General features: G+C 33.0%; 8 protein-coding genes. 2 read left to right on the top strand and 6 right to left on the bottom strand.

Features of this window, described 5'->3' with window-relative positions; translation table 11 throughout:
• Nucleotides 1-18: 18 nt before the first annotated feature.
• The 3 genes from LL966_RS15270 to sppA form a co-directional block, all read right to left on the bottom strand.
• Nucleotides 19-2622 (bottom strand): AsmA-like C-terminal region-containing protein, encoded by a 2604-nt coding sequence (locus LL966_RS15270; RefSeq protein WP_229354458.1) that lies wholly within the window; start codon nucleotides 2620-2622, stop codon nucleotides 19-21.
• Between the two features lie 166 nt (nucleotides 2623-2788).
• The gene (locus LL966_RS15265; RefSeq protein ID WP_229354457.1) at nucleotides 2789-3736 is read right to left on the bottom strand and encodes an alpha/beta hydrolase family protein; all 948 of its coding nucleotides are present in this window, start codon (nucleotides 3734-3736) and stop codon (nucleotides 2789-2791) included.
• A 12-nt stretch (nucleotides 3737-3748) separates the two neighbouring features.
• Nucleotides 3749-5506, bottom strand: coding sequence for a signal peptide peptidase SppA (sppA, locus tag LL966_RS15260; protein ID WP_229354456.1), 1758 nt, complete (start codon nucleotides 5504-5506; stop codon nucleotides 3749-3751).
• 138 nt (nucleotides 5507-5644) lie between these two features.
• Here sppA and folK point away from each other — a divergent pair, with 138 nt between their 5' ends.
• Nucleotides 5645-6778: a 2-amino-4-hydroxy-6-hydroxymethyldihydropteridine diphosphokinase gene (folK, locus tag LL966_RS15255; RefSeq protein ID WP_229354454.1), complete on the top strand. Its 1134-nt coding sequence runs from the start codon at nucleotides 5645-5647 to the stop codon at nucleotides 6776-6778.
• A 92-nt stretch (nucleotides 6779-6870) separates the two neighbouring features.
• On the opposite strand, the gene LL966_RS15250 is transcribed toward folK, so the two are convergent.
• From LL966_RS15250 to LL966_RS15240, 3 genes are all read right to left on the bottom strand, one after another.
• Nucleotides 6871-9840: an Ig-like domain-containing protein gene (locus LL966_RS15250; protein ID WP_229354453.1), complete on the bottom strand. Its 2970-nt coding sequence runs from the start codon at nucleotides 9838-9840 to the stop codon at nucleotides 6871-6873.
• A gap of 106 nt (nucleotides 9841-9946) precedes the next feature.
• On the bottom strand, nucleotides 9947-10489 hold the full coding sequence (locus LL966_RS15245) for an RNA methyltransferase (protein ID WP_229354452.1): 543 nt from the start codon (nucleotides 10487-10489) through the stop codon (nucleotides 9947-9949).
• A 75-nt stretch (nucleotides 10490-10564) separates the two neighbouring features.
• The gene (locus LL966_RS15240) at nucleotides 10565-10996 is read right to left on the bottom strand and encodes a DUF1573 domain-containing protein (protein WP_223709533.1); all 432 of its coding nucleotides are present in this window, start codon (nucleotides 10994-10996) and stop codon (nucleotides 10565-10567) included.
• A gap of 156 nt (nucleotides 10997-11152) precedes the next feature.
• Between LL966_RS15240 and mutS the strand changes: the two genes are divergently transcribed.
• A complete protein-coding gene (gene mutS, locus LL966_RS15235) occupies nucleotides 11153-13759 on the top strand; it encodes a DNA mismatch repair protein MutS (protein WP_229354451.1) in 2607 nt (868 codons plus the stop codon).
• Nucleotides 13760-13832 lie beyond the last annotated feature (73 nt).

Here is a 13832-nt window from a genome sequence, read left to right as displayed (position 1 = left end):
ACCTTAGCATCTTAAAAATTACGGATTCTTTTTCTTAAAAAGACCATTCAATAAATCACTTGCTTTTTTAGTAACTTCTTGAGTTTTTTGTTCTTTTTCTGCTTTTGCAGCTTGCGTTGTATCTTTAGCTTTTGTGTTTTTATTGATTAAATCTGTAAGCGCTGAAGTACCTTTTTGAGTCAGTTTTTCTTTCTGCTGATTTACCAATTGCGTGGTCAAATTACTTACAGCAGTTTTCATATCAGTATTTATTTTAGGATTCGAAAAGTTTCCAGTCAAAGTTGCGTTAATTGGAATGTTATCTAATTTTGATGCATCAGCAGGAGATAATTTAGCGATTAAATTGTTGGCTTCCGTTCCTAAATATTTAGCTGGTACATCAAATTTTAAGTTATAATTCATTGTTTGGTCAAAACCGTGAGTTCCGCCAACTGTTACTTTAATGTCTTGGTATTTAATATCAAAAGGTTTGATGTTTACTTTTCCATTATCAAAAGTCAAAGCGGCTTTAATATCATTCAAATTGACCTTATTTAAATCAACAAATTTCACATTAGAACTTAAAGCTTTAAGTAAAGTTGAATTTTGAGAATTTACCGTTGTAGAAAGCAACTGGCCAATTAAATCTCCAGAAATTGATTTTAAATCTGGTGTTAATTCTTTTGCATCCAAATTTCCATTCAATTTAATAGTCGAATTCAATTTTCCGTTAATGATTCCAGCAATCGGAGCGATTTTTTTCATCATATCCAATTGTGTAAAAGTCTGTGCAATATCAACTTGATTGAAACCTAAATTCATATCAAAAGTTGGCACTTTTTCTTTTGTAGAAACTGCTCCGTTAAGACCAATTGATCCTCCAAAAATATTGGTTTTGAAATTTTCTAAAGTTGCTTTTTCGTCTTTAATCAACAATCTTCCAGAAACATCTTTTAATTTTAAATTGTCATATAAAACAGTTGTTGCTTTTGCATTCAAAGTACAGTTTAAGAAAGCAGGAATCTTCATGGCTTCAGCTGGTTTAGCCGCTGTTTTCGTTTCTGCTTTTGAAGGTTCTCCAGAAGTCATAAAATCATCAACCGCCAATTGATTTGAACTCATGTTGAAGTTTCCTCTCAGTTCTTGCTTTTTAAACATAAAACCATAGAAATTCTCCAAAACTCCATTAATGCTAATGTCACTTTTTCCAGTTGTAGCATCAAATTGTTTTAAGTTGATTCTGCTCGGATTGAATTCTACTAAAGCAGTGCTGATGTTCATTGATTTATTGTTTTCATCAGTATATTTAAATCCTGACAAACTCATTGTACCCGCATTTTTGATGTTTTGGTATTGACTTTTTTCAACAGAAGCCATATCAAAATTGGTAGTAACATCGGCTTTTAAAATCCCTGCCAAAGGTTTATCCATTTTAATTGGATACGCTTTTGAAAGATTAGCCAAGTTGATTGTTCCTTTTAATGCTGCATCAATTATTGGATTTACAGTTATGTTTTTGATATTCGCTTTAGCATTAAAAATATCTTGATCGATTCTAAAAGACAGCTTATCTAAATTCACGTAAGTGTCGTTTAAAATTCCTGTTTCATTAATGATTTTAGTATCAATAACAATATTCTGAACTGATTTCGGAAGATTTGGATATTGGAAAGAGGCGTTGTTTGACGCAATTTCGACATTAAATTTAGGAACCGTAGTTTCTGTTAATTCTCCTTTTGCAAAACCTTTTACGGTAAAATCGCCGGTGGTTTTTACACCGTCTAAACTAGAAGCATATGCAGACGGAATTAAACCTAAGAAGTTTGTAAAAGAAGAAGTCGGGGTTTTAAATTTTAAATCATAAATCTGTTTGTTCTCAGCCATTTGAATAAAACCGTCAAACTCTAAAGGCAATTGATTGATTAAAGCTTTATTTTCTTTAAAAGTATATTTGCTTTTATCTAAATCAATTCCGAGGATGGCATCTAAAGTAAGTTTTACATTTTTCATGTAATTCATTTTATCCAGATCCAATGAAACTTTAGCAGTTGTTTTGGTATTCAAATCTAATTTTGAATTGGTAAAATCTCCAGTTCCTTCGTGATTTAAACTGTCAATTACCATTTTAATTTTAGAACCTTGATCGATATATCTAAAAGTAAAATTTTCGATTTTGTAATTTTGGATTTTTAAAGAAAGCGGTTTGCTTGCTTCATCTTTTTTATCCTCTTTCTTATCTTTTAACGCGATATCAAAGTTTCCAACGCCGTCTTTGTTGAAAATAATATTTACTAATCCGTTTGTAGAACTAATTCCTTGAATGTTTAATGGTTCGTCTTTTCCTTTAAAAAGTTCTTTAACACTCATTTTTAAATTTAATTCGCCAAGCGAAACCAAAGTGTCACCTTCAAAAGGTGCTTTGTTAATAATAACCAGTTTTTCAATCCCAACAGTTGCGTTCGGGAAATTTTTAAATAAACTTAAATCAGCATCTGTAAAACTAACTTTCGCATCAACACTTTCGTTAATAGCTTCGACAATTTTGGCTTTGATCTGATCTTTAAATAAAAAAGGCAAGGCAAATAATGCAGCAACAAATATCACAATAACGATGGCACTTATTTTTAAAACTTTCTTTAGCATATAATTAGATTTGAGGGTTTCTTAAAATCGACCTTGCAAAAATAGTTTTTTTTACAAGAGTCTCAAGATAAAGTTTTCTTAAATTGTAAGAATAACTCTATGTTTTATTAAATAAAAAATCCGTTCGAAACTACTTCAAACGGATTTTAGATCTTGTTTATTTTAATTATTTCTGAATAAATGAAACAATTTTCTCGACGAGTGTTTCCGATAACGGAAGTGTTTCGTTGTTATAGCTTGCCATATTTGCATTTTGATCACCATCAATGATTTTCATCATGTGATTCATTTTGTCAATAATCGCCATTTCAGCACTTTTATTGGCTTTAGATAAATTTTCGGCATCCTTAACTGCAATTTGCAAATCATTGTTTCCTTGTAAAATTAAAACCGGAATTGTCAGTTTGCTTATTTCCGTTTGCGGATTGTATTTGAACCACGAAATTAAATAGGGTTGAACACTTGGTCTGAAAAGTGCATTTAACATTGGGTCTACCTTTTTAACCTGAAATCCATTTTTTAAACTATCAATAATTGGAAAAGTCATGTCGTCCAATTGTTTCATTTTTTTTGCAGCAATCTGTGTTTTTATAATTTGATCTGCTGGTTCTCCAGCGCCTGCAATTGAAACAAACTTATCTGCCTTTGTACTGGCAACCATTCCGATTAAGGAACCTTCGCTATGACCAATGATAATGATTTTAGAAAAACGTTTATCTTGTTTTAAATAGTTTATCCAGCTTTTTGCGTCTTGAATATAATTTTCAAAAACCAAACTGCTCTCTGAACCTCCAGCAGCTTTACTTTCTCCGATGGCTCTTTTATCATATCGTAAAGATGCAATTCCGTCTTTTGCCAGCGCCTCTGCTAACATTTTCAATGAATTGTTTTTCATCATCGGATTATTTCCGTTTCTGTCTGTTGGTCCAGAACCCGCAATAATCAACGCAACTGGAACTTTCTTGGTTAAATCTGGCGTAGTCAACGTTCCGTAAATTTGGTCGTTGTTGATTTTAAGTATCGCCGGACTTTCCTTAAAAGTAATTTCTTTTTTGGTTTGAGCATTTAAAACACTCAAAAACAAAACCGTTAAAAAAAGAATTATTTTGTTCATTTCTTCATCTAATTAGTAAATGTTGATTCCGTAAGGCATAATTGCTTGAACGCCTTTTTGTTTTTGAAATTTCTTTACTTGCTCAATAAGAAGATAGTTTTCTTCTCCAATTTCTTCTTTTAAGAAAGCTTCTTTAGATTTTGCAAAAGGTAAACCTGAAATTAAGTCATTAAAAGTCTTTTCGTATTCAGGATAATTTTGAGTGCTATATGTTTTTATTTTGGCAATTCGGGCTGCTTCTGCAATGGCATCATTCAATCCGCCAATTTTGTCCACTAATCCTAATTTTTTAGCTTCTGTTCCAGACCAAACTCTACCTTGAGCAATTGCGTCAACTTGTTCGAAAGTCATTTTTCTGCCTTCCGCTACATGCGTAACAAAAGTGTTGTATATTTTCTCAACTCCTTCTAAAGTAAAAGCTTTAAATTTTTCGTCAACAGGCACAAACGGACTGTAATTTGATGAATTCTCATGAGTTTTAACTTGTTCAGAATTGATTCCTAATCTATTCGCAAGCGGACTAAAGTTCGGAAGCATTCCGAAAACTCCAATAGAACCTGTAATTGTGTTGTTTTCGGCAAAAATTGTATTGGCATTACAAGCAATATAATAACCTCCAGAAGCCGCATAATTTCCCATAGAAACCACAACTGGTTTTACTTTTTTAGTAATTTCAATTTCTCTCCAGATTAAATCAGAAGTTAGAGCACTTCCTCCTGGACTGTCAATTCTTAGAACAATTGCTTTAACATCGTCATTCTTTCTAGCTTCTTGCAAAGAACGACGCATAGAACCTTCACCAATAGTATTTACATCACCTTCACCGCTGCCAATTTCGCCTTGTGCGTAAATAATTGCAATCTCATCTGTTGCGGTATTAGCTAAAGCAGTGGTAACGTTGTTTTGAGTGTAATCTGAAATTGAAATTTTGTTGTAATCTTCGTCTCCTTTTACTTTCAACGCTTTTTTAATAGCATTGTGGTAAACATCTTCGTAAGCAACAACATCAACTAAATGTTGTTGTTTTGCCATTTCGGGCGTTCTAGCTAAAAGACCGTTTGCGATTTCGTTTAATTTCGGTAACGGAATATTTCTACTTTTTGAAATATCAGTTGAAACAGTTGTCCAGATAGAGTTTAATAGCGCGGTCATTTGTTCTCTATTGGCATCACTCATTTTGTTTTCTAAGAAAGGTTCAACCGCACTTTTGTATTTTCCGTGGCGAATGACTTCCATATGAATACCCGATTTATCCTGAAAATCTTTGAAAAACATTACTTCAGAAGAAAGACCTTTAAAGTCTAAATCTCCCGCTGGATTGATGTAGACTGTATTAGCAACAGAATTTAAATAATATTCTTTCTGAGAATACGTATTCGCATAAGCCCAAACAAATTTTCCCGATTTTTTAAATCTTTCAAGAGCATTTCTTAAGTCTTTATATTGTGCAAGACCTAGTGAAGATTCGTCATTTAAAATAGAAATTCCTTTGATGTTGTCATCAGTTTTTGCAGCATCAATAGCATTGATTACGTCGGTTAAACCAATTCCTTTTTTGTCTGAGAAGACACTTACCCAAGGATCTTTATATTTTCCTGCGTAATCATTTTTGATTTCTTTTAAATTCAATTCGATAACCGAATCAGATTTAACAGAAACGGTATTGTCACTGCCAAAAAGAGCGCCAATAAAAATTACTCCAAAAAAGAAGAGCATCATAAATACAAAAATACCAATAACGGTGGCAAGTACATTTCCTAAAAACTTCATGTGTATATTTTTTTAATAAGTAGCAAAAAAGTGCAAAGTGTTACAAATTAGAAATCTAAAATTTATGATTAAATCCAGATGTCGTTTCACAAATATATTGGTTAATTCTAAAATAGTTTTAGTTAATTTGCATTAATTATGAAATTACAGCATCAAGTCGTTTTATCGATAGGCAGCAACCAAGGCAGCAGACTAGAAAATATCCAAAATTGTATTGATTTAATCCATCAAAAAGTTGGGTCTGTTATCAAAGTTTCAAAACTTTATGAAACTCCTGCATGGGGTTTTGAAAGTGATGCTTTTTATAATTGTGCACTTCTTTTATACACGAATTCATCTGCACAAAAGATTTTAAATCAGATTTTAAAAGTTGAAAAGGAGCTAGGAAGAATCCGTTCGAATCAAGAAGGTTATCAATCTAGAATTATAGATGTTGATTTGATTGTTTTTGATGATGAAATTATTGATTCAGAAAAACTTCAGGTTCCGCATCCTTTAATGCAGAACAGAAATTTTGTATTACTTCCGATACAGGATTTGAAATTAAATTGGAAACATCCAATCCTTCAAAAAACAATTTCTGAATTAATTGCTACTACACCAGATGACAGTGTTTGTACAGTAGTGCAAGATTTGAAAAGCCCGCTTGATGAAATTTCGTTAAACCAATTTAATTATGTTGCTTTTGAAGGCAATATTGGTGCTGGAAAAACTACTTTAGTTCATAAGATAGCAGAAGATTTTAACGGAAAAACAGTTTTAGAAAGATTTGCTGATAATCCGTTTTTGCCTAAATTTTATAAGGATCAAAACCGATATGCTTTTCCTTTAGAAATGTCTTTTCTGGCCGACCGTTACCAGCAATTATCAGATGATTTGGCGCAATTTGATTTGTTTAAAGATTTTATTGTAGCCGATTATCATATTTTCAAGTCATTGATTTTTGCGAAAATTACGTTGCAGGAAGATGAATATCGTCTTTATAGAAATTTATTCGATATTATTTACAAAGAAATGCCAAAACCAGATCTATATGTTTATCTGTATCAGAATACCGAACGCCTTTTGCAAAACATCAAAAAACGCGGGCGTGCTTACGAACAAAATATAAAGGCTTCTTATTTAGAAAAAATCAATAATGGTTATTTAGAATACATAAAATCGCAAACAGATTTGAATGTTTTGATTGTGGATGTTTCTGATCGTGATTTTGTAAAAAGACACGAAGACTATATTTTTATTTTAAACGAAATCAAGAAAAAGCTACGCTAATGTGTCAATTAGAAAATTAGAAAATTTGATAATTATTTTTGCATTTTTTAAAATTATCTAATTATCAAATTGATATATTCTCTCATTAAAAACTATCTTTTCAAAGTAAAATGCCCTTTTAAAATTGGCATTGTATCATCTATTTTTAAAGCATACCAATAATCTGAAGAAGGAAGAGGAGTTTGGTTAAAAGTACCGTCCCAGGTCATTTTAGATTTACTTAATTGCGCTACCAGCTTTCCATATCGATCATAAATGGTTACTTGTGCTTGCGGATAATTTTCCATTCCGGTTACTTCCCAAACATCATTATAAGTATCATTGTTTGGAGTAAAGAAAGGAGGGAAAACAAGTACTACAAATTGTTTGGTGTGTTCGCCGCAACCGCTTTTTTCTCGTATATATGCAGTATGTAATCCAGCAGGAACATCGTAGAAAATGTTAGAAGCTTGATAATTAATTCCGTCTACCGAATATTCAAAATAATCTTCTGCTTTAACAGGGAAAATAATGGCTCTTGTTCCTTCTACATTTACACGGTCTATTTGCGGAATTTTGTGTTCTTCAACAACGATTGTTTTTTTGCTTGTACAATTTTCTGGTGCTGGGCTTGTTACATCAACGGTATAAGTTCCTCCTGTATTTACGGTAGTAGTTTGAGTTGTCGTTCCGTTAGACCATAAATAATTCATTCCAGAAATTCCAGCATCAAGAGTTATGGTTTCAAATTGGCATAAAGTCAAAGTTTCGTCGGTAACAACTGGCGGTGCATAAATAATAATGTCGATAGCGGTTCTATTAGGATTTATACATCCATTGCTCGAAGCTTCGGCATAATAAGTTGTATTGGAAGAAATAGAAGGAGTTATGAAATTGCTTCCTGTAAAGATACTTGTTCCTCCAGTTGAAGCAGTAAACCAATTGATTGTTCCAATATTTGATAAAGCTTCAAGAGTTACCGTTCCTGCACCGCATCTAGAAACGGTTGTGTTAGTAGCAGTTGGGTTATTTGGAGTTTGATTTATAGTAGCAATAACAGGTTTACGATTTACTTCGCAGCCAGCATCTACATAATAAGTTGTTGTTGTGTTTATTGTTGGAGTTGTATAAGTATTTCCAGTTCCTAATAAATTTCCTCCAGTTGCGGCGTCATACCAACTAATTGTTGCTCCAGCAGTCGCAGTTGCGCTAAAATTAAAGCTTCCAAAATCACAAAGCGGACTCGGATTTGCAGCAGGCGTTGCAACTGGAATTGTGATTTTGGTGCTCGCGGCAATTTTTACCGGAGCTTCGCCAGGCATTCCTCCAAACTCAACAACGTAGCCTTTTGGCTGGTAATTACCAGTAGGATCTCCTGTGTTTGAGATGTCGTTCCAAGAGCCTTTAATTCCAACTCCTGGTTGTGTAATATGGGCATAATCTTCATCGCCTCTCTGATTTGGCTCTCCAGTATTCCAAAAGGCAAAATTGGGAGTTGAACCATTTGCATTTCCATTCCAAAAAATAGTTCCAGCTTCAGGACCTGTAACCCATTTCCAAACACCTTCAGTTTCGGCATCACTTCCGCCAATCCATCCAGTTCCAGAAGCTTGTTCTCCAACTAATTTTGCTTCGTCCGCAGATAAAATTGTGGCCAAATATCCTTTAAGTCCATAATATACAAGAGTTTCTGCTTCTGCTTTTGCAGTAGACCATCTAATGCCAGCGATAGGAATGTACATGTAAAAGTGACCTGTAGAGGCCAAAAAATTAGCTTTTCCAATTGTTATTGAAAAAGTTTTTGTGCCAGATATTGTTGCAGAAGGATTTGAAAATACAATGTCTTTTATAATCGATTCTAAATCAGAGTATAAAATCTCGCTTCCGTTTGATTTGGTAATTGTTAGTTTTCCAGCTACATCATCCCATTGCGTTACGATTGTTGGATACGCAGTTGAATTTGAAAGCAGAAGCTGATCTCCGCTAGAATAACCAGAAGAAATTTGAACATAACCAGCTGTTGTTCCTGTTTCGTTTGGATCGTGCGCAATTGAAAATGTTTCTACTATCTTTATTTCAGAACCTGGACAGTAAGTTTGGTCTCCTGTTGCGTTTAATTCTGGTATGCTGTAAATAACTTTGCTGCAATCGTTAGAATAAAAAGCGCTTCCATCTTTATAAGTTGACCAATTTGTCATCGAATAAATCTCGTTATCAACATCTATGCAGGTGAGGGAACTATTTATTTTAAAATTACCAATAGAAAGCAAAGTGTTTTTACCGTTTCTTAAATCCAATTTAGTAAGCTGGTTGTCATCTATTAATAAACGTTCAATAGCTATGTTTTTGGAGAAATCTAATGCAGTTATTTGGTTGTGGCTACAATAAATATTAATTAAAGCAGGATTGTTTGTAACATCTAAGCTTGATAATTTATTATTACTACATTCTAAATTGGTTAAAATCGCACTAGAACTTAAGTTAAGACTCGTTATTAGATTATCACCACAATTTAAATGATTTAAAACAGTACAAGTCGAAACATCTAAGGTAGTTATTTGGTTTTTGTTACATTGAACAAAATCTAGCAGTGTATTTTTAGATAAATCTAAAATCGTTAATTTATTCTCAGCGCAATATAGTTTTGTAAGTGCAATATTTTTAGAAAGATCCAAACTGGTTAAATTGGTCTTTTCACATTCAAATTCTTTTAAAGCAACATTTTTAGAAAGATCTAAACTAGACAACTGAGTTAGGCTGCAACTCAAATTGGTCAAAGCGATATTTTTGGAAAGATCTAAAGTAAATATTGGGTTTTGAACACAATACAATTCTTTTAAAGAAACAAAATCTTCTATACCACTTAAGTTTGTAATTCCTCTGTTGGAAATATTTAAACTAATTACGCTTACAGCACTTGATGTTAAAACCTGGCCATCTCTAGGACCAACGTCAATCCCGAAATCAATCAAAGCTTGTTCGAAGTTAGGATCAGGAATGGAAGTATATTGTGCAAATCCGGTAGAACCGGAAAGCAGTAAAATAAATAAAATTGATATTTTTAAGAAAATGTATTTTTTCATTTTATAAAAGTATCAATTTTATAATAATAAAAAAATATTTTTATATTTCTAACATTTAATGCGTTAGAAATATGTTAAAATCACATTTATAATGTGAAAATATTCTTTAATTGTTATTTGGCCAGTTTATTTTTTGAAACAAATCCCAAACTACAATTCCGGCACTTACAGAAATATTAAGAGAATGTTTAGTTCCGAGTTGTGGAATTTCAATACATCCATCGCAAATAGCAACGGCTTCTTGAGAAACTCCAAAAACTTCATTTCCAAAAACTAAAGCATATTTTTGATCTTTTTTAATTTCGAAATCCTGAAGAAAAATAGAACTTTCAACTTGTTCAATAGCCATAGTTAAAATATTCTCTTTTTTTAAGTTTTCAATAACTTCCAAAACATTTTCATGATGTTCCCACGTTACCGTTTCGGTTGCGCCAAGAGCAGTTTTGTGAATTTCTTTATTTGGCGGAGTTGCAGTAATTCCGCATAAGATTATTTTTTCAATCAGAAACGCATCGGCAGTTCTAAAAACAGAACCAATATTATGCAGACTTCTAATATCGTCTAAAACTAATATTAGAGGTGTTTTTTCAGATTTCTTAAAATCTTCAATTGATTTGCGGTCTAGTTCACTGTTTTCGAGTTTTCTCATTTGTTTTAAATTCAAGTCATAAAAAAAGCTTCCAAAGGTAAGGAAGCTTTTTGATTATTTTAAATGTTTTTCAGATTAGCTTTTTACTGGATCTGGTAAAACAGTACCTTTAATAGTAAGGATTTTTGTAGGTTGTCCTTCTGCATTAGAAGTTACAGTTACTGTTTTTGTAAATGCACCAACTCTATCTGTAGCATACTTAACACCAATAACACCTTTAGCTCCTGGAGCAATTGGCTCTTTTGGAGTAGTTGGAACAGTACATCCGCAAGATCCTTGAGTGTTTGTAATGATTAATGGTTTTGTTCCGTTGTTTACAAAAACAAATTCACGTTTTCCATCAGCATTATGAGCGATAGTTCCGTAATCGATAGTTTCAGTTTCAAAAGCCATTCCAGCTCCTTCTACTTTAGCAACTTTAGTAGCTTTAGCTTTTTTAGTTGTTTGTGCATTAGTAGCCGTGATACCAGCAACAGCTAACATAGCAAATAAGATTATTTTTTTCATCTTTAAGGGTCTTTTTTTAATGATAAACAAAGCTATGTAAAAAACTTAAATCAGAACCTAAAAATATCTTAAAATATTTTAATTTTTGAAGCTTTTCATATGCCACCAAAAAATCATAAATTCGCTGTCTTAATTTTTCATTTAAAACATAATAATTTGGCAGCTAAAGAGAAAGTGGTGAAGGAAACACCCTTAATGAAACAGTACAACGAAATCAAGGCTAAATATCCTGATGCATGTCTGCTTTTCAGAGTAGGAGATTTTTATGAAACCTTTGGAGAAGATGCCATTAGAGCTTCTAAAATCTTAGGAATCACTTTAACTAAAAGAGGAGCGGGCTCTGATACAGAAACGGCTTTGGCTGGATTTCCGCATCATTCTGTAAATACTTATTTGCCAAAATTGGTGAAAGCTGGACTTCGTGTTGCTATCTGTGATCAGTTGGAAGATCCAAAAATGACCAAAACAATTGTAAAAAGAGGTGTAACGGAGCTTGTAACTCCGGGAGTTTCTTTGAACGATGAGGTTTTGCAATCCAAATCAAATAACTTTTTAGCATCGGTTTATTTTGCTAATAAAAATATCGGAATTTCTTTTTTAGATGTTTCTACGGGAGAGTTTTTAACGGCTCAGGGAAATGCAGAATACATTGATAAATTATTGCAGAATTTTAACCCGAGCGAAGTCTTGGTTCCAAAGAATAATAAAAGTGATTTTAAAGCTGCTTTTGGAGAAGATTTTCATAGTTTTTATTTAGAAGATTGGATTTATAAGGAAGATTATGCTTTAGAAACATTGACTAAGCATTTTCAAACGGTTTCTTTAAAAGGATTTGGCGTCGAAGAACTGAAAGAAGGAATCATTGCTTCTGGTGCAATTTTGTATTATCTGTCAGAAACACAGCATAATCGTGTGCAACATATTACGGCAATTCAGCGTATTGCAGAAGATGCTTATGTTTGGATGGACCGTTTTACGATTAGAAACTTAGAATTATATCACAGTTATAATCCGAATGCGGTTACGCTTTTGGATGTTATTGATGAAACGCTTTCTCCAATGGGAGGACGTTTATTGAAACGTTGGTTGGCTCTGCCTTTAAAAGATGCGAACAAAATTAAAGGTCGTCATGAGGTTGTGGCCTATTTAAAATCAAATCCTGAAATTCTGCATAACATTCAATATCAAATCAAGCAGATCTCAGATTTAGAACGCTTGATTTCTAAAATTGCAGCAGGAAAAGTTTCGCCTCGTGAAATAGTTTATTTGAAAGAATCTCTTGATGCAATTATTCCAATAAAAACATTGGCGCTTCAAAGTCCGCAGGAAGCTGTTAAAGTAATTGGAGACAGTTTACACGCTTGTGATTTGCTTCGTGAAAAAATTAAAACCACTTTAAATCAAGATGCGCCTGTTGCGATTTCAAAAGGAAATGCCATTGCAAAAGGAATTAGTGAAGAATTAGACGAATTACGAGCAATTTCGACTTCTGGAAAAGAATTTTTGGAAGGAATTGAAAAAAGAGAATCAGAAAGAACAGGAATTTCTTCATTGAAAATTTCTTTCAATAATGTTTTCGGCTATTATATTGAAGTTCGAAATACACATAAAGACAAAGTTCCAGAAGAATGGATTCGTAAGCAGACTTTAGTGAATGCAGAGCGTTACATTACAGAAGAATTAAAAGAATACGAAACCAAAATTTTAGGCGCTGAGGAAAAAATATATAAAATAGAAAGCGAACTTTTTGAGCAATTAGTCGCTTGGATCTCTACTTATATTAAGCCTGTTCAAATGAATGCATATTTAGTTGCGCAACTAGATTGTTTGTGTTCATTTACACAAATGGCTGTAGAAAATCAGTACGTGCAGCCTGAAATTGACGAGACATTTGAGTTGGATATCAAAAACGGACGACACCCTGTAATTGAAAAACAACTGCCGGTTGGAACTCCTTATATTGCTAATGATGTTTTCTTGGATAGAGAAGCGCAACAAATTATTATGATTACCGGGCCAAACATGTCGGGTAAATCGGCTATTTTAAGACAAACAGCGTTAATTGTGCTTTTGGCTCAAATGGGAAGTTTTGTACCTGCTGATAGCGTTAGAATGGGAATTGTAGATAAGATTTTTACCAGAGTTGGAGCTTCAGATAATATTTCGATGGGCGAATCTACTTTTATGGTCGAAATGAACGAAACGGCTTCTATTTTGAATAATATTTCAGACCGCAGTTTGGTGCTTTTGGATGAGATTGGAAGAGGAACGAGTACTTATGATGGAATTTCGATTGCATGGGCAATTGCTGAATTTTTGCATGAACATCCTGGAAGAGCAAAAACACTTTTTGCAACGCATTATCATGAATTAAATGAAATGACAGAATCATTGCCGAGAATTCAGAACTTTAATGTGGCAGTTAAAGAATTAAAAGACACTGTTTTGTTTGTTAGAAAACTGGTAAAAGGAGGAAGCGCACATAGTTTTGGAATTCACGTGGCTAAAATGGCCGGAATGCCTCAACTGGTTATTTCAAAAGCGCAGAAACTTTTAAAGAAATTGGAGAAGAATCATTCAAGTGATGCCTTAAACGGTATAAAAGCGGCAAATGATGAAATGCAAATGAGTTTCTTTAATTTGGATGATCCTTTGTTGGAAGAAATAAAAGAGGAAATCTTAAGTCTCGATATTAATGCAATTACGCCTGTTGAAGCGTTAATGAAACTGAATGAGATTAAAAGAATGCTCGTTAAAAAGTAAATTCAAGAAAAATTAAATTTTAAAGTTTAGGTTATCAGAATGTTATAAAATAAGTCGATTTTTTTTTCGAAAA

This window comes from Flavobacterium chungbukense (genome assembly GCF_020805785.1).
Classification (GTDB): Bacteria; Bacteroidota; Bacteroidia; order Flavobacteriales; family Flavobacteriaceae; genus Flavobacterium; species Flavobacterium chungbukense.
The sequence above is the reverse complement of the archived record's forward strand: the minus strand, read 5'-3'. Positions and strand labels throughout refer to the sequence as shown.